At 72.4% G+C, this 17,132-nt stretch carries 14 protein-coding genes, 1 tRNA gene and 1 riboswitch; of the genes, 8 read left to right on the forward strand and 7 right to left on the reverse strand.

The genetic code is table 11. The features are described 5' to 3' along the window. The first annotated feature begins 201 nt into the window (after positions 1-201). The 4 genes from AB0D85_RS50620 (at position 202) to AB0D85_RS50635 (ending at position 5,297) form a co-directional block, all read left to right on the forward strand. Positions 202-1,626: an MFS transporter gene (locus AB0D85_RS50620; RefSeq protein ID WP_362337927.1), complete on the forward strand. Its 1,425-nt coding sequence runs from the start codon at positions 202-204 to the stop codon at positions 1,624-1,626. Between the two features lie 159 nt (positions 1,627-1,785). Next, on the forward strand, positions 1,786-3,006 hold the full coding sequence (gene lhgO / locus AB0D85_RS50625) for an L-2-hydroxyglutarate oxidase (protein ID WP_362337930.1): 1,221 nt from the start codon (positions 1,786-1,788) through the stop codon (positions 3,004-3,006). Between the two features lie 64 nt (positions 3,007-3,070). After that, a complete protein-coding gene (gene trmB, locus AB0D85_RS50630) occupies positions 3,071-3,952 on the forward strand; it encodes a tRNA (guanosine(46)-N7)-methyltransferase TrmB (protein WP_362337933.1) in 882 nt (293 codons plus the stop codon). Between the two features lie 76 nt (positions 3,953-4,028). Continuing rightward, positions 4,029-5,297: a PrsW family intramembrane metalloprotease gene (locus AB0D85_RS50635; protein ID WP_362337969.1), complete on the forward strand. Its 1,269-nt coding sequence runs from the start codon at positions 4,029-4,031 to the stop codon at positions 5,295-5,297. A gap of 104 nt (positions 5,298-5,401) precedes the next feature. Here AB0D85_RS50635 and AB0D85_RS50640 read toward each other — a convergent pair whose 3' ends face one another. From AB0D85_RS50640 to AB0D85_RS50660, 5 genes are all read right to left on the reverse strand, one after another. After that, positions 5,402-6,364 (reverse strand): aldo/keto reductase, encoded by a 963-nt coding sequence (locus AB0D85_RS50640; protein WP_362337936.1) that lies wholly within the window; start codon positions 6,362-6,364, stop codon positions 5,402-5,404. A gap of 76 nt (positions 6,365-6,440) precedes the next feature. Then, the gene (locus tag AB0D85_RS50645; protein ID WP_362337939.1) at positions 6,441-7,475 is read right to left on the reverse strand and encodes a M23 family metallopeptidase; all 1,035 of its coding nucleotides are present in this window, start codon (positions 7,473-7,475) and stop codon (positions 6,441-6,443) included. Between the two features lie 7 nt (positions 7,476-7,482). Next, positions 7,483-7,643: riboswitch (cyclic di-AMP (ydaO/yuaA leader) on the reverse strand. A 250-nt stretch (positions 7,644-7,893) separates the two neighbouring features. Continuing rightward, on the reverse strand, positions 7,894-8,997 hold the full coding sequence (locus AB0D85_RS50650; RefSeq protein WP_362337942.1) for a PP2C family protein-serine/threonine phosphatase: 1,104 nt from the start codon (positions 8,995-8,997) through the stop codon (positions 7,894-7,896). Between the two features lie 233 nt (positions 8,998-9,230). Further along, positions 9,231-9,304: transfer RNA gene (locus AB0D85_RS50655), tRNA-Met, on the reverse strand. A 58-nt stretch (positions 9,305-9,362) separates the two neighbouring features. Continuing rightward, complete coding sequence (locus AB0D85_RS50660; RefSeq protein WP_362337945.1) at positions 9,363-10,493, reverse strand: dihydrofolate reductase family protein; 1,131 nt, start codon at positions 10,491-10,493, stop codon at positions 9,363-9,365. A 112-nt stretch (positions 10,494-10,605) separates the two neighbouring features. Between AB0D85_RS50660 and AB0D85_RS50665 the strand changes: the two genes are divergently transcribed. The 3 genes from AB0D85_RS50665 to AB0D85_RS50675 all read left to right on the forward strand — a co-directional run bounded on the left by AB0D85_RS50665 (position 10,606) and on the right by AB0D85_RS50675 (position 12,621). Continuing rightward, a complete protein-coding gene (locus AB0D85_RS50665; RefSeq protein ID WP_362337948.1) occupies positions 10,606-11,130 on the forward strand; it encodes a MarR family transcriptional regulator in 525 nt (174 codons plus the stop codon). Positions 11,131-11,297: 167 nt separating this feature from the next. Then, positions 11,298-11,939, forward strand: coding sequence for a GTP cyclohydrolase II (gene ribA / locus AB0D85_RS50670; protein ID WP_362337951.1), 642 nt, complete (start codon positions 11,298-11,300; stop codon positions 11,937-11,939). 91 nt (positions 11,940-12,030) lie between these two features. Beyond that, positions 12,031-12,621, forward strand: coding sequence for a class I SAM-dependent methyltransferase (locus AB0D85_RS50675; protein ID WP_362337954.1), 591 nt, complete (start codon positions 12,031-12,033; stop codon positions 12,619-12,621). An 80-nt stretch (positions 12,622-12,701) separates the two neighbouring features. Here the strand turns inward: AB0D85_RS50675 and AB0D85_RS50680 are convergent, their stop codons facing one another. Then, positions 12,702-13,388, reverse strand: coding sequence for a hypothetical protein (locus tag AB0D85_RS50680; protein ID WP_362337957.1), 687 nt, complete (start codon positions 13,386-13,388; stop codon positions 12,702-12,704). Between the two features lie 238 nt (positions 13,389-13,626). Between AB0D85_RS50680 and AB0D85_RS50685 the strand changes: the two genes are divergently transcribed. Beyond that, the gene (locus AB0D85_RS50685) at positions 13,627-16,215 is read left to right on the forward strand and encodes a LuxR C-terminal-related transcriptional regulator (protein ID WP_362337960.1); all 2,589 of its coding nucleotides are present in this window, start codon (positions 13,627-13,629) and stop codon (positions 16,213-16,215) included. A 22-nt stretch (positions 16,216-16,237) separates the two neighbouring features. Here AB0D85_RS50685 and AB0D85_RS50690 read toward each other — a convergent pair whose 3' ends face one another. Continuing rightward, positions 16,238-16,945, reverse strand: coding sequence for an alpha/beta hydrolase (locus tag AB0D85_RS50690; protein WP_362337963.1), 708 nt, complete (start codon positions 16,943-16,945; stop codon positions 16,238-16,240). Between the last annotated feature and the right edge of the window lie 187 nt (positions 16,946-17,132).

The following is a 17,132-nucleotide window of genomic DNA, read 5'->3' on the forward strand; positions in this document are numbered from 1 at the left end:
GGGCGGGCGCACGGCCACACGGCGGGGGCACGCCGCGACAGGCCGTGCACGGTGCGTATATGGGCCGCACTCGCGTACGGACCACAATCCCGCCATCCGGAACAATGCCCCTTAACGCTTGGGATGCGGCGAACTACGCTGGGTTTACGAATGCCGCGTGGTTATGCCAGCGCGGCAGCCGTCTGTGTCGAGGGGTGGCGCATGTCCAGGGAGCAACGCGGGCCGAACGAAAAACTCGGCGCCGTTCTCGCCCTCGCGGGAATCAGCAACGCAGGACTCGCGCGACGCGTCAACGATCTTGGCGCTCAACGCGGGTTGACTCTTCGCTACGACAAGACGTCGGTGGCGCGCTGGGTGTCGAAGGGCATGGTGCCGCAGGGCGCCGCGCCGCACCTCATCGCCGCCGCGATCGGCCAGAAGCTCGGCCGCCCGGTGCCGCTCCACGAGATCGGCCTGGCGGACGCGGATCCCGCGCCCGAAGTGGGCCTCGCCTTCCCCAGAGACGTCGGACAGGCGGTGCGGTCGGCGACGGAGCTCTACCGTCTCGACCTGGCCGGCCGGCGGGCCGGTTCCGGGGGCATCTGGCAGTCGCTGGCCGGATCCTTCGCAGTAAGCGCATACGCAACGCCCGCCTCGCGCTGGCTGATAACCCCCGCCGACAGTTCGGTCGCGCGCGAGGCGAACGCCGCCGACGGGGCCGGCGCGGCGCTCAAAGTCGGCCACAGCGATGTGCAGAAACTGCGCGAGGCCGCCGAGGACGCGAGGCGCTGGGACTCCAAGTACGGGGGCGGCGACTGGCGTTCGTCGATGGTGCCGGAGTGTTTACGGGTGGAGGCGGCACCGCTGCTGCTCGGCGCGTACTCCGACGAAGTCGGGCGGGCGCTGTTCGGGGCGAGCGCCGAACTGACGCGCCTCGCCGGGTGGATGGCCTTCGACACCGGGCAGCAGGAGGCCGCGCAGCGGTACTACATCCAGGCGCTGCGGCTCGCCCGCGCGGCGGCGGACGTACCGCTCGGCGGGTATGTGCTGGCGTCGATGTCGTTGCAGGCGACGTACCGCGGGTTCGGCGACGAGGGCGTCGATCTCGCGCAGGCCGCCGTCGAACGCAACCGTGGGCTGGCGACCGCGCGCACCATGAGCTTCTTCCGGCTGGTCGAGGCGCGGGCACACGCGCGTGCCAATGACGCACAGGCCGCGGGGGCCGCGCTCAAGGCCGCGGAGGGGTGGCTGGAGCGGGCGCGGGAGGGGGACAACGATCCCTCCTGGCTCGGTTTCTACGGCTACGACCGGTTCGCCGCGGACGCGGCGGAGTGCTACCGCGATCTCAAGGCGCCCCGGCAGGTGCGGCGGTTCACGGAGCAGGCGCTGTCGAAGCCGACGGAGGAGTTCGTGCGGTCGCACGGGCTGCGGCTGGTGGTGTCGGCTGTCGCGGAGCTGGAGTCCGGGAACCTCGACGCGGCCTGCGAGCAGGGCGTGCGGGCCGTGGAGGTGGCCGGGCGGATATCGTCCGCGCGGACGACGGAGTACGTGAAGGATCTGCTGCATCGGCTGGAGCCGTACGGGGACGAGCCGAGGGTGGTGGAGCTTCGGGAGCGGGCACGGCCGTTGCTGATGGCGCCGGCGTGAGAGTTGCCTGCGCCCAAGCGTCTGCCGGGTTCGTGTCGTAGGGCGGGTGCGGGTGCGTGGGGGCTGGTCGCGCAGTTCCCCGCGCCCCTTTGGGGCGCGTTGCAGAACCCGGCGTTTGAAGTGGCTGTCAGTGGCGCAGTGCACTATCGAGCGTGGAAGGTGGTGCAGGTGTCTGCCGGGGTTGCTTACGACTGTGATGTGCTCGTCGTCGGGGGTGGGATCGTCGGGCTGTCCACGGCGTATGCGATCACCCGTGCCGCGCCCGGGACCCGGGTCTCCGTGCTGGAGAAGGAGGGCGGGCCCGCCCGGCATCAGACCGGGCGGAACAGCGGGGTCATCCACAGCGGGATCTACTACCGGCCGGGGTCGCTGAAGGCGCGGTACGCCGTCAAGGGCGCCGCCGAGATGGTCAAGTTCTGTGCGGAGTACGGCATCGCGCACGCCGTCACCGGCAAGCTGATCGTCGCCACCGAGCGGGCCGAACTGCCGCGGCTGCACGCGCTCGTGCAGCGCGGCCGGGAGAACGGCATACCGGTACGGGAGCTGGGCTCCACGCAGATCGGGGAGTACGAGCCCGAGGTGCGGGGGCTCGCCGCCATACACGTCGGGACGACCGGGGTGGCCGACTTCGTGGGCGTCGCCCGGCAGCTCGGCGCCGCCTCGGGGGCGGAGATCCGGTACGGCGCGCAGGTCGTCCGCGTGGACCGGCGGCCGGAGCGGGGCGTGGCCGTACTCACCTCGCGCGGTGACGTCGTACGCGCGCGCGTGCTGGTGAACTGCGCCGGGCTGTACTGCGACGAGGTCGCACGGCTGACCGGCGACGACCCTGAGATGCGGATCGTGCCGTTCCGGGGGGAGTACTACGAGCTGGCGCGGCCGGAGCTGGTGCGGGGGCTGGTGTACCCGGTGCCGGATCCGGCGTTCCCGTTCCTCGGGGTGCATCTCACCCGCGGCATCGACGGGGGCGTGCACATCGGGCCCAACGCGGTGCCGGCGCTGGCCCGCGAGGGGTACGGGTGGGGTGTCGTACGGCCGCGGGAGGTCGCCGGGACGCTGGCCTGGCCGGGGTCGTGGGCGCTGGCGCGGCGGCACTGGCGGTACGGGGGCGGGGAGCTGCTGCGGTCGGTGTCGAAGCGGGCGTTCACGACGGCCGTGCGGCGGCTGCTGCCCGCGGCGGAGGAAGGGGACCTGGTGCGGGCGGCGGCCGGGGTGCGGGCGCAGGCCGTGCTGCGGGACGGGACGCTCGTCGACGACTTCCTGATCAAGGAGGGCCCGCGGGCGGTGCACGTGCTGAACGCGCCCTCGCCCGCGGCGACGGCCTCCCTGCCGATCGGGCGGGAGGTGGCGCGGAGGGCGCTGGAGATGCTGGGTTCGGTGTGACCGTCGTACGAGGTGCCGCCTGCGCCCCGCCGCGGCGCGCAGGGGCCGTAAAATCGACTGCACTGTGTCTGACTCGCTCAATGCCCCCGAAACCCCCCAGCCCGCCGAGACCGTCTCCGGCGCCGGCTCCCCGCACGCCCCCGGTGTGTCCGTCCGGCACACCCGGGCCAAGGGAGAGCCGCGGTTCCCGGACGGGCCCAAGGCCGACCCGGCCGGATCGCACTTCGAGCGGCGGATCCGCAGCTTCCAGCCGCGCCGCAGCCGGGTGACCGCCGGGCAGGCCGACGCGCTGCAGCGGCTGTGGCCCAAGTGGGGACTGGACATCGACGGACAGCGGGTCATCGACCTCGGTGAACTGTTCGGCAACGGCCATCCCGTGGTGCTGGAGATCGGGTTCGGGATGGGCGAGGCCACCGCGCAGATGGCCGCCGGGGACCCGGACACCAACGTCCTCGCCGTGGACGTGCACACACCCGGGCAGGGCAATCTGCTCAACCTCGCCGACCAGCAGGGGCTGTCCAACGTCCGCGTGGGCAACGGGGACGCGATCATCCTGCTGCGGGAGATGCTCACGCCCGACTCGCTCGACGGGCTGCGCGTGTACTTCCCGGACCCCTGGCCCAAGAAGCGGCACCACAAGCGGCGGCTGATCCAGCCCGAGTTCCTCGATCTCGCCGCGACCCGGCTGAAACCGGGGGCGCTCGTGCACTGTGCGACGGACTGGGAGCCGTACGCCGAACAGATGCTCGAAGTGCTGGACGCGCACCCGGAGTTCGAGAACACGCAGGCCGACGGCGGTTTCGCGCCACGTCCCGCGCACCGGCCGCTGACCCGTTTCGAGGGCCAGGGACTGGACAAGGGACATGTGGTGAACGATCTGCTCTTCCGTCGCGTACAGCACCGGGTGCAGCAGAGTCAGCAGCACCGACTGGAGTCACCTCGTTAGGGTCGATGCCGTGGCCAGCTACCCGCAGCCGTACCCCTCGTACCCGCCGTACCCTCCGGACCCCGCCGACGACGGCCTGCGGCATCCCCGCTGGTGGCAGCGGCGCTGGGTGCGGTACGGGGCGCTGAGCACGCTGCTCGCCCTCTCCGGCCTGGTCATCCTCGCGCTGGTGCGGGAGCAGACGGGCACGGAGGGATTCCTCGTCGGGCTGGGGCTCGCGGTACTGCCCGTGCCGCTGCTCGTGGGCGCGTTCCGCTGGCTCGACCGGGTCCAGCCGGGGCCCTGGCGGAACGTGCTCTTCGCGTTCGCCTGGGGTGCCTGTGCGGCCGCGCTCATAGCCATCGTCGCCAACAGCTTCGCCACGCACTGGATAGCGACGGCCACCGCGGATCCGGGCAGCGCGGACCGACTCGGGGCGACGGTGATAGCGCCGGTCGTCGAGGAGTCCGCGAAGGCCGCGGCCGTGCTGCTGGTCTTCCTCTTCCGCAGACGGGACTTCACCGGGATCGTCGACGGGGTGGTGATAGCCGGGATCACCGCCACCGGGTTCGCGTTCACCGAGAACATCCTCTACCTCGGTACGGCCTTCGGGACCGACCAGCTGACCGGTGACAGCGGGATCGCCTCCGTCACCGCCGCGACGTTCTTCGTGCGCATCGTCATGTCGCCCTTCGCGCACCCCCTGTTCACCGTCTTCACCGGCATCGGCTTCGGCATCGCCGCGCTCTCCGGGGAACGGCAGCGGGCGCGGCGGGTGCTGGTGCCGGTGGCGGGGCTGCTGCTCGCGATGAGCATGCACGCGTTCTGGAACGGGTCCTCGACCTTCGGGCAGTTCGGGTTCTTCGCCGTGTACGGCATGTTCATGGTGCCGGCGTTCGGACTGCTGACCTGGCTGGCCGTCTGGACGCGGCAGCGGGAGCTGCGGACCGTGCGGGAGGAGTTGCCGGCGTACGTCTACGCGGGGTGGATGGGGGCGGCCGAGCCGTTCGTCCTCGGGTCGATGCGGGCGCGGCAGATGGCCCGGGAGTACGCCGCGTACCACTTCGGCAAGCCGGCGGGGAAGGCGGTCGCCGAGTACGAGGCGTACGCGACGACCCTCGCGCTGCTACGGCGCCGGGGGCAGCGGGGGCGGGCGGGGGCCGACTTCGTGGTGCGCGAGCGGGAGCTCCTGACGGAGCTGTGGGGCCGGCGGGAGATCGTGCGGCCGGCACTGGAGTACGCGGCGCGGACGGCTGCGCCGGGCGGATGGCCGGGGTACGTCGGCCACCCGCCGTCGGCCTATGGGGCGCCGGGGTGGTACGGGGCGGCGGCGCCGTATCCCTCGTACAACCCGTACCGGACGTAGGCGTCGGCGTCGGGGGCTACGGAGGGTTCGGCACCGCCGGGATACGCCGTGGCGGCCGAGCACCGTTGCGGCCGAAATGAAGTGAGCGGAGGGGCCAGGGGCCGTCAGGCGGACGCTGCCGTCAGGCGGGCCAGTTCCTGTTCCGTCAGGGTCAGGTCCGCCACTCCCAGCAGGGGCGGGAGCTGGTCGAGTGTGCGGGCCGAGGCGATGGGGGCCGTGATGGTCGGCTGGGCTGCCAGCCAGGCCAGGGCGACCGTCGGGATCGGGGCCGTGTGGGCCTCGGCGATCTCGTCCAGGGCCGCGAGGACCTTCTGGCCGCGCTCGGACTCCAGGTACTGGGCGGCACGGCCCGCCCGCGCGCTGTCGACCGTCGTACCGGGGCGGTACTTGCCCGTGAGGAAGCCTGCCGCCAGGGAGAAGTACGGGACCGCCGCGAGGCCGGTGCGGGAGGCCAGGTCCTGGAGGGGGCCCTCGTAGGTGTCCCGGGAGACCAGGTTGTAGTGGGGCTGGAGGGCGACGTACCGGGCGAGGCCCTCGCGGTCGGAGAACTCCAGGGACTCCTGGAGCCGCTCCGGCGTGACGTTGGACGCGGCGATGTGCCGGACCTTGCCCGCCCGCACCAGCTCGTCGAGCGCGCCGATGATCTCCTCGACCGGGACCTCGGGCTGGTCGAAGTGCGTGTAGTAGAGGTCGATGTGGTCGGTGCCCAGGCGGCGCAGGGACGCGTCGGCGGCGGCCTTGATGTTGGCGCCCGACAGGCCCGGGTACTCGGGGTGCTGGCTGACCTTCGTCGCGATGACGACGTCGTCGCGGTTGCCGCGCGCCTTGACCCACTTGCCGATGATCGTCTCGGACTCGCCGCCCTTGTTGCCCTCGATCCACGCCGTGTAGGAGTCGGCGGTGTCGACGAAGTTGCCGCCCGCGGCCGTGTAGGCGTCGAGGACGGCGAAGGAGGTGGCCTCGTCGGCGGTCCAGCCGAAGACGTTGCCACCGAGGGCGAGCGGGAAGACCTCCAGGTCGGAGGCGCCGAGCTTACGGAGGGAAGGGGAAGCGGAAGAAGCAGTCATGCTTCACTTCAACACGCGTCCCCAGGCGCCCCATACCGGCGCAACACGAAGTTCTTGTAAAGCGCGGCGGTCCGGATCAGGGGTTGAGGCCCTTGCCGCGCAGCCAGGTCATCGGGTCGATGGCGGTGGCCTGGCCGTTGGGGTGGACCTCCAGGTGGAGGTGCGGCCCGGTGACGTTGCCGGTGGCGCCCACGCGGCCGATCACGTCGCCGGTGGAGACCTTCTGGCCGACCGAGACGCCGATCGAGGACTGGTGGCAGAACCACAGCTCGGTGCCGTCGTCGAGGGTGATGATCGTGCGGTACCCGTACGACCCGGCCCAGCCGGCCTCGGTGACGGTGCCGCTGTGGACGGCCTTGATGAGCGTGCCGGTGGGGGCCGCGAAGTCGAGGCCGGTGTGGTAGCCGGAGGACCACATGGAGCCGGCCTGGCCGAAGGTGCCGGTGATCGTGTACGAGACGACCGGCAGCGTGTACTGCTTGGCCAGCGCGGCGAGCCGGTCCCGCTCGGTCTTCGCCTTGGCGGCGGCCTCCGCCTTCTCCTTGGCGTCGGAGGCCTTGGCGGCGGCGGCCTTCTCGGCCTTGGCCTCCGCGGCGGCGACGGCCTGGTCGGCGGCGGCCACGGCCTTGGCGGCGGCCTTGCTGTCGACCTGGCCCTGCTGCCGCTCGGCCTGGGCGATGATCCGGTTGCGCAGCGCCTCACCGGCGTCGGACGAGGAGGAGTCCGCGTCGGTGGCGTTCGTCCTGGTGACGCTGCTGAGCGCGGTCTGGGTGGCCTGGTGGCCGCCGCCCTCACCGAGCAGGGAGTCGACGGAGGGCAGGTCGGGAATGGAGATGGAGACCGGCGGCTTGCCGGTGTTGGCGCTGGCCATGCCGCCCGCGCCGACGGCGGCTATGACGCCGACGCCGAGAACCGTGGAGCTGCGGGCGAGTCCGCCGCCCTTCTGCCTGGCGACCCGGTGCCGGCCGCGTTCCGGGGCGAGGGACTCCTCGGTGGGGTTCCACTCCTCCCAGGGGCCCTCGTCGGTGCGGTAGCTGCCGTAGCCGAAGGTGTCGGGTTGACGCTGGCTGGGCACGAACGGGGCTGTGGGGGCAGGCCGGTTGGACGCCACGCGGGCGCACTCCTTTCCTTCCGCCGCCTACCGGGTTAGCTGACGGGTTCGGAGCAGGAAGGTCTCCTACGCGCGTATACCGGCCGTTTCCTACCCGGCGGTAGCCGTGCGATTCACCCCAAGGTGGTGGTTCCCCGGTTCCCTTGCGGGATTCGGCGCGTGCGCACGGAGCCGTCGCGGGTGACGGCTGGGACGACCGCGCTGCGTTATCGAACGTTAATAGACCCAGCCGTCAGATTCCAAGCCGTTCACCTTGATCATTAAGCTTCCACAGCATGGACTTTCCAGCCGTGACGGGTGAAAAACGGGCGAGTTGACCAGGCCTTCTGTTCGCATCAGGAGTCACCCGGGTTTTGATGGTGACTCAAATGTTACGCGGAGGGCGGTCGTCCGGGCACCCTGTGTCACCCCACCGCGTTCACGGTCGCCGTACGGCGAGCAGCGCCATGTCGTCCGTCATGCCGCCGCCGGTGTGCCGGCGCACCTCGGCGGCGAGCCGGGCCAGCAGGGCGCCGGGGGAGGTGCCGGTACGGCCGGTCAGCCGCCGTTCGGGGTCGTAGAACCGGCCGTGCGCGTCCCGCGCCTCGGAGAGGCCGTCGGTGTACAGCAGCAGCGTGGCCCCGCTCGGGAACGTGTGCTCCGTGGCGCGGTCGGGCCACGCCCCCAGCCCGGCCATCCCGAGCGGCAGCGCGGCCCCGGGCGCCCGCACCGGGCTCACCCGGCCGTCGCCGTACAGCAGCAGGGGCGGCGGATGACCGCGGTTGACCACCCGTATCGTGCCGTCGCCCTGCGGGGGTTCGGCGAGTTCGGCGAGCACGGCGGTGGCGAACCCCTCGTCGGCCTCGACCCCGCCGCGCCGGACGCTCTCACGGGTCAGCGCCCGCTCCAGCCGCCCCGCGACCGCCTCCAGCGTGGCCTCCTGCTCGGCGGCCTCCCGGAACGCGCCGATGACCACGGCGACGGCGGCGACCGCGCCCATGCCCTTGCCGCGGACGTCGCCGACGACCAGTCGTACGCCGTACGGGGTGTCCTGGACCGCGTACAGGTCGCCGCCGATGAAGGTGCCCTCCTGGGCCGCCTCGTAGCGGGCGGCGATCTCGAAGCCGCCGATCCGCTCGGCGGGTTCGGGCAGTACGGCCCGCTGGGCGGCCTCGGCGATCTCGTGGGCGGAAGCGAGGCGCAGGTCGCCGATGCGGACGATCCGGTTGATGCCGGCGGCGAGGACGGCGACGGTGGCCACGGTGAGGATCTCGGTGACGCCGTCGGCGTCGAGGTGGGAGCCGAAGCGGGCGTGCACGGTGTAGGTGGCGAGGACGGACGCCAGGCCGGTGAGGACGGTGGTGCGCAGGGAGGAGAGGGGCGCGGCGATCAGCGGGGCGGCCGTGAAGAAGGGGACGGCCGTGAAGGCCTTCGGGGTGAGGAGGTCGTAGCAGACACCGGAGACGATCAGCAGGCTGGGCAGGAAGCGGGCCAGGGTGCGGGCGACCGCGGACCCGTTCTCCGGTGCCTTTCCAGGGCCCACGACCCGACTCCCGATATGTCCCGTGCATCCGATGTGTGCCCGTCCAGGTTTGCCGGAGCGAGCGGTTCGGGGCGAGCGGTGTGGGCCGGGCGGATGATCACGGAGGGGTGTGACGAGGAACACGCGGGGAACGCACGTACGGATACGCCCCGGACCCCGCCCCGGACATGACTCGGGGCCGGACATGACTCAGGGCCGGAATCCATGATCTGGATTCCGGCCCTGGGCTTCAGTAGCGGGGACAGGATTTGAACCTGCGACCTCTGGGTTATGAGCCCAGCGAGCTACCGAGCTGCTCCACCCCGCGTCGGTGAAACCAGCATACGCCATCGGAAGAGCCGAAGTCACACGGGTTACGAACGGGGTCAGGCGAGGAGGTGCGCGTTCGGCGCCTTAGCCGCTTCCTCGTACTCCGGCAGCACCACCACCGCCACCCCCGCCCCCCGCAGCATCCCCGTCCCGTCGGCCGCCGCCACGAACGTGTCCGGCTCGCGCCACGCGGTCACCACCCGCCGCACCCCGGCCCGCAGGATCAGCTCGGCGCAGGGGTGGGGGCGGGAGGCGCGGCGGGTGCAGGGTTCGAGGCTGGTGTAGACCGTGGCCGCGGGCAGCCGGGGGTCGGCCGGGTCGATCTTGGCCAGTGCCGCCTCCTCCGCGTGGGCCACCGGGTCGCCGGCCTCCCGGGAGTGGCCGCGGGCCAGTTCCGTGCCGTCGGCCGCGACCACCACCGCGCCGACGCTGAACGCGGTCCGGGAAAGCGGGCACTCGGCCGCCAGCTCGCAGGCCAGCCGCAGCCAGTGGCGGTCCGCCGCGGCCGCCGAGGCGCCCTCGCCGGGGGCCGTGGGCTCGTAGCGCATGAGGACGACGTCCTCGATACGGCGGCTCTCCAGCAGCCGCAGCCGCCCGGCCTGGTACCCGCCAGGACCGAACAGGCGGGGCGCCTTCGGGTCGCCCACGAACAGCGGGGCGAGGACCAGCTGGAGTTCGTCGGCCAGGCCCTGGCGGAGGAGCTGGGTGTGGATGGTGCCGCCGCCCTCGACCATGAGGCGCCGTACGCCCCGGACGTCGTGCAGGTGTTCCAGGAGGCGGCGCCAGTCGAGGTCGGGGCCGAGGGCGACCACGTCGGCGGCGACCCCCAGGCCGGCCGCCCGCCGCGCGCCCGTCTCCGTCGTGTACACGACCTTCTCGCCGCCCGTGTGCCAGAACTTCGCGTCCGGGTCGAGGTCGCCGGTCGCGGTGACCGTGACCTTGAGGGGGTACTCGGGCCGCCCGGCGGCGACCCGGGCCGCGCGCCGCCCGGGGTCGTTGACCAGGAGCCGCGGGTTGTCCGCGCGGATCGTGCCGGCGCCGACCAGGATCGCGTCGACGGATGCGCGCACCTCGTCGACGCGGTCGAAGTCGGCCGGGGACGAGAGCAGGAGTCGGTCGGGGCCGGTGTCGTCGAGGTAGCCGTCGAGGGAGACGGCGGCGGACAGCAGGACGTGGGGGTACGGCATCGGACGCGCTCACTCTCGGCGGCGGGCGGGCGGGGAACGGCGGGGCTGAAGCGCCGGGCGGTCTACGGAAGGCACGCTTGGTTAAAGTTTGAAACAAACCTACACTGGTGCCATGACGACTCGCTGGCTCACCCCCAAGGAGCAGCGCGCCTGGCGCGCCTACATGGCGGCGACGCACCTCCTGGAGGACGCGATCGACCGGCAGCTCCAGCAGGACGCCGGCATGCCGCACCTGTACTACTCGATCCTGGCCAACCTCTCCGAGGCGCCGGAGCGCAAGCTGCGCATGACCGATCTCGCCGAGAAGTCGAAGATCACCCGGAGCCGGCTGACGTACGCCGTGACCCGTCTGGAGAAGGACGGGCTGATCCGGCGCGAGGACTGCCAGTGGGACAAGCGGAGCAGCTTCGCGCTGCTGACGGACGCGGGGATGGCGGCCCTGGAGCGCACGGCGCCGGGACATGTGGAGACGGTACGGGCGGCGGTTTTCGACCACCTCTCCGAGGACCAGGTGAGCCAGCTGGAGGAGATCAGCTCCGTCATCGCGCGGGCGCTGGAGGGTGACGCGTCGACCCCGCGGCCGACGTCGGACGAGGTGCCGTGGCGGCGGCGGTCGTCACCCTGTTCCGGATCGTGAACCTCGAATTCGCGAAACCGCAGGGAAATCTGTTGCTTCAAATTTAAAACATGAGGTAGGGTTCCAGCCGTGGATCTGCTTCAAATCTAAAGCAAGCAGTCCGAAGCAAGCATCCGCGACGTCCCGCACGGGACGGCACGTCCTGCACCCGGACACAGGAGAACCCGATGACCGACCACCCCGCCGCCACCCAGCGCGTCCGCGTCCGGGTCCCGCTGCGCTTCGACGACGGCTACAGCGTCAACGCCGAGCTCGTCACCTTCCACGGCCTGACCGACGGCCAGGAGCACGTGGCCATCGTCCTCGGTGACCCCGCCCCCGGCACCCTCCCGCTGGTCCGTCTGCACTCCGAGTGCCTGACCGGCGACGTCTTCGGCTCCGCCCGCTGCGACTGCGGCCCCCAGCTGCGCGAGGCCGTCGAGCGCATCGCCGACCGCGGCGGCGTCCTGCTCTACCTCCGCCAGGAGGGACGCGGCATCGGCCTCTACAACAAGCTCGACGCCTACGCCCTCCAGGACCAGGGCCTCGACACCTACGAGGCGAACGCCGCCCTCGGCCTCCCCGAGGACGCCCGCGACTACACCGCCGCCGCCCAGATGCTGTCCGCTCTCGGCATCGACGAGCTCGACCTGCTGTCCAACAACCCCGACAAGGCCGAGCAGTTGCGCGGACTCGGGGTCACCGTCCGCGACCGCGTCCCGACCGGCGTCTTCAGCACCGCCCACAACGTCCGCTACCTGCGCGCGAAGGTCCTGCACACCCAGCACACGCTCCCGCTGAGCGAGTTGACGGAGCTCAACGCGGGCTGAGCCGGAATTTTCCGGTGTACGACTCCCGGCCGCGGGTGCTAGCAACGAAGCACTCGGCCCACCTACGACGGGCCTACGACGGGAGCCTTTCGTGGACGACCAGTTGGCGCGTGTCCTCGACGACCTCTACCGGGCAGGGCGGGCGCACGACGGCCCGCTGGCCGACCGGCTGCAGCGACTGCGCAACATGACCCCGGACGCCGCCCGGCTGATCGCCACCCTGATCCGCGCCCGACGCGCCACGTCCGTACTGGAGATCGGTACCTCCAACGGCTACTCGGCGATCTGGTTCGCCGACGCGGCCCGCGACACGGGCGGGCGCCTGACGACCGTGGAGATCGACGGGAGCCGGGCCGCGGTCGCACGCGCGAATCTGGAGCGCGCCGGGGTCCGGGAGTACGCGGACGTCGTCCACGGCGACGGCGCCGACGTCCTGGCCCGAACCCCCGACGCCTCCGTCGACCTGGTCGTCCTCGACGCCGAACGGCCCGCGTACGCGGAGTACCTGCCGCAGCTGCGGCGCGTCCTGAAGCCGTACGGCGTACTGGCCGTCGACAACGCGGTGAGCCACCGGGACCAGGTGGCCGCCTTCCGGGAACTCCTCACCGCCGAGAAGGAGTTCGCCGTCGCCCTCCACGAGGTGGGCGACGGCGTGCTGACCGGGGTCCGGGTGCTGTCCTGAGCACCCGGACCCCGTGTGTTCAGCCGGCCTGCGGGGCCCAGCCGTCGAAGCGGGCGGCCTGCCACGGTCTGCCGGAGTCTTCAACGGGCCGGGCCGTCGAGCACGGACTTGAGTTCGGTGGTGATCGCGGTGGGGGTCAGCGCCCGGAGGACGAGGTCCGCGCCTTCGGGCAGGAGGGTGGGGCAGGAGTCCTCCGGGGTCGCGTCGGCCGGTATCCGGAGGGCGGTGACGAGGCGCCCCGTGTCCGCCGCCCGGACGGTGACGTCGTAGGTGGTGGCGACGACGTCGGCGCGCTGGGGTGCGGAGGACACCGGGCCGTAGTAGCACTCGCCGACGACACGGCCGGTGCTGGTGCTGGTGCCGGTGCTACGGGGGCTCACGCAGATGAGCAGCTGGGTGTTCTCCTTGCCGTCGTGCACGCGAGGTGCCCACGGCGCGGGAATGTCGATGGGACGGGGACTGGCGAATCTGCCGCCGGGACCGTCCAGTTGGATCAGTTCCGCCGGGTGCGGGCCCGGACCGGCGTAGTGCGCCCCGGGGTTGTAGCGGACCTTCCCTGCGCACCAGCTCGCGGACGTGTCGTCCGAGGTGGTCGCGGTGGGGCTCGGGGTGCCGAGGGCCGGTGACGGTGATGCGGTGTGACCGCCCGCCCTGCCGCAGGCGGTGAGCCCGACGGCCAGGGCCAGGGCCAAGGGCACGGCCAGCGGCAGGGGCAGAGCCAGGGGCGCGGCGGCGGCCTCGCGTCCCGTTCGGTCTCCACGTTTCAAAACGAGAACTCCCGTCGGATCAGGCCGGCCGGACCGGTGCCCCGGCCGCCAGGGCACGCCCAGCCGCTCCGCGCTCTCCGCTTGTTCCGCGCTCCCCGACCCCGTCGGCACACCCACCTCGCAAGCTGTACGGCTCCTGTCCGGCGACGAGTCTCGGTGCGGCCGTCCCGGGGGAACAGGGGAGGAATACTCAAAACGAACGGCGGTTACATTGATCGCACTTGGGAAGGGGGAACCCGTGACGACGGCCGGCGGTGTGAGCGCCGAACTGACCACGCTGGTCGGCCGGCGCGCCGAGATCGCCCGCATCGGACGGCTGCTGTCCACCGCCCGTCTGGTCACGCTGACCGGGGTCGGCGGTGTGGGCAAGACCAGGCTCGCGCTACGGGTCGCCCGCGACGCGGGCCGGAGCTTTCCCGACGGCGTCCACCTCGTCGAACTGGCGGGCCTGCGGGAGGCCGACCTGCTGGCGCAGAGTGTCGGCACCGTGCTCGGCCTGGCCAACCCGGGGCGGGAGCGGGCCGACGCCACACAGGCGCTGGCCGTCCATCTGCGCGACAGGCGGGCGCTGTTGGTGCTCGACAACTGCGAGCACCTCGTCGACGCCTGTGCGCGGCTCGCCGACACGCTGCTGCGCGCGGCTCCCGGGCTGTGCGTGCTGGCGACCGGCCGACAGGCGCTCGGCGTCACCGCGGAACACGTCTTCCCGGTGGAGCCGCTTCCGGTCGTGGACCCCGAGCGGCTCCGGCGGCACGCCGGTGGCTGGTACCCCGATGGCTGGTACTCCGATGGTCAGCACCTCGATGGCCGACAAACCGAGGCCCGACACCTCGACGGCCGGTACCCCGACGGCCGACACCCCGACGGCCGGCAAACCGGCGGCCAGCACCCCGACACCCGACACCTCGACGGCCGGTACCCCGACGTCACACAAACCGATGTCCGACAAACCGGCGCCCGGCATACCGGCCCCCGGCACCCCACCGCCCGGCCCGCGCGCGGCCGTAGCCCGCTCGCCGAGCTCCTCGGCTCCCCGGCAGTCGTGCTCTTCGCCGAGCGCGCCGCCGCCGTACGCCCCGGATTCACCGTCACCGAGGGGAACGCCGAGACGGTCGCCCGGATCGTCCACCGGCTGGACGGACTGCCGTTCGCGATCGAACTGGCCGCCGCCCGGCTGCGCACCCTCACCCCCGAGGAGATCCTCGACCGGCTCACCGACCGCTTCGCGCTCCTGACCACCGGCAGCCGTACCGCCGTACCCAGACAGCGCACCCTGCGCGAACTCATCGACTGGAGCCACGCCCTGTGCGGCGCCGAGGAGCGCGCGCTCTGGGCCCGGGCCTCGGTCTTCCGCGGCGGCTTCGACCTGGAGGGCGCCGAACGGGTCTGCGCCGACGGCGAGTTGCCCGCCGCCGCGATACTCGACGTCCTCGACGGGCTGGTGGAGAAGTCCGTGCTGGTCCACCGGCAGCACGACGGCCGGTCCCGCTACCAGATGCTGGAGACCGTACGGGAGTACGGGCGGGAACGCCTGGCCGAGTCGGGCGAACTGGCCGTGCTGCGCCGCCGGCATCGCGACCACTACCTCGGCCTGACCGCGCGGGCCGAGGACGAGTGGTTCGGGTCGCGGCAGGTGGAGTGGTTCGCCCGGCTGCGGGCCGACCACACCAATGTGCGGGCGGCACTGGAGTACTGCCTGGAACAGCCGGGCGAGACGGCGGCCGGCCTGGCCCTCGCGGTCGCCCCGCGGCACTACTGGATCACGGCCGGCTCGCTCGCCGAGGGCCGGCGCTGGCTCGGCCGGCTGCTGGCCGCCCCGGACGCCGGCACCGCCCCGCTGCGTGCACTGGCGCTGGGCAGCCACGCCTACCTCGGCATCCTGCAAGGCCAGGTGGACGGCGCGACCCTGGCCGCCCTGGACGAGTCCGCGCGGCTCGCCGAGCGCCACGGCGATGTGCGGGCGGCGTCCTGGACCCGGCACCACCGCGCCGTGCTCGCCACCTGGCAGGAGGACTACGCGCACGCCGCCGAGCTGTTCGAGGAGGCGGCCACCGCGTTCCGTGCGGCGGGCCGGCTCGACGCGGCTGTCGAGTGCACGGTCAAGCTCGCCATGGTCCACGCGCACGCGGGCGACGCCGGACTGGCCGCGCGGCTGTACCGCGAGCTGGCGGAGGTCACCGAGGCGCACGGCGAGTCGTGGCTGCGGGGGATGGCCCTGTTCGCCGGCAGCCTGCTGGCGTGGCGGTCCGGCGACGCGCGGCAGGCGGCCGTACTGGCCCGCCGCGCCATCCGTCTCATGCATCCCTTCCAGGACTGGTGGGACATCGCCATGTGCGCGGAGGTGCTCGCCTGGGGCAGCGTCGACGAACCGCGGCACGCGGCCCGGCTGCTCGGGGTACTGCACCTGCTGTGGGAGTCGATCGGCGGGAGCCTCGGCGTCGCTCCGTTCATGCGCCACGAGCACCGCCGGTTCGAGGAACGGGTGCGCGCGGCGCTCACCCCCGCGGACTTCGACCGGGCCTTCCGGCGCGGCGCCGACGCCACCGTGGCCGAGGCGCTGGCCTACGTGCTCGACGAGTCACCGCCCGCGACCGGCGAACGCGGCCCCGGCTCGGGGCCGCCCCTCACCCGACGCGAGTGGCAGGTCGCGGACCTGGTCGCGGAGGGGCTGACCAACAAGCAGATCGCCGCCCGCCTCGTGATCGCCCAGCGCACCGCCGAGAACCACGTCGAACGGATCCTCACCAAACTCGGCTTCTCCTCGCGGTCCCAACTGGCGGTGTGGACCTACGGTCGAACGCGGGACGGCACCACCCGCACCGAGTGACACCGCACACGGCTGCCCGGATTCAGCGGGTGCTCTTGGCGGCCTCGACGATCAGGTCGGCCACCGCGTCGGGCTGGGAGATGGACACCGCGTGGGAGGCTTCGACGCGTACGACGGTCGAGCCGGCGCGCTCGGCCATGAACTCCTGGGCCTGGGCGGGGATGGCGTTGTCCTGGGTGGCGACCAGGGCCCAGGAGGGCAGGGTGCGCCAGGCCGGGGTGCCGGACAGCTCGGCGGTCAGGGCCTGCACGCGTACCGGGCGCTGGGTCACCGCGAGGATGTCGGTGGTCTCCGCGGGCAGGTCGCCGGCGATGACGTCCTGGTAGTGCCCGGGCAGGATGCGCAGCTCGGGCTCGCCCTCGTGCTCGGTGGCGACGGTGGTGTCCGGCCCCATCTTCGCGCCGGGGAAGCGGGAGGCGTTCTCCAGGGCGCTCTCGCCCTCGTCGGGCTGGAAGGCGGCCACGTAGACCAGGGCCTCGACGTTCGACGCCTCGCGGGCCGCGCGGGTGATGACCGCGCCGGCGTAGGAGTGGCCGACCAGGACGACCGGGCCGTCCACGGCCCTGGTGACGGTGGCCACGTACTGCGCGTCGGACTCCAGGCCGCGCAGCGGGTTCGCCGCGGCGACGGTGGTGTAGCCCTGTCCCCGGAGCCTGGCGATGACCCCCTTCCACATGCCGGAGTCGCCGAAGGCGCCGTGGACGAGAACGACGGTGGGGGTGGTGCTCATGGTTCCGCAACCTCTCAGAGAGAACGATCGGTCTTTCTTCGAGAGAGACTAGTCATTCTCCCCCAGGACCGCAATCGGAAGGGGGCCGCAGAGGGAGGCGACCAGAACGAATGGTCTTTCCCTACGATGGGGGCATGACGACCGCCTCGCCACTCCACCCCAAGGACCGCCTGCTGCGCACCGCCTC

The sequence above is a fragment of the Streptomyces sp. NPDC048277 genome (assembly GCF_040652235.1).
GTDB lineage: Bacteria > Actinomycetota > Actinomycetes > Streptomycetales > Streptomycetaceae > Streptomyces.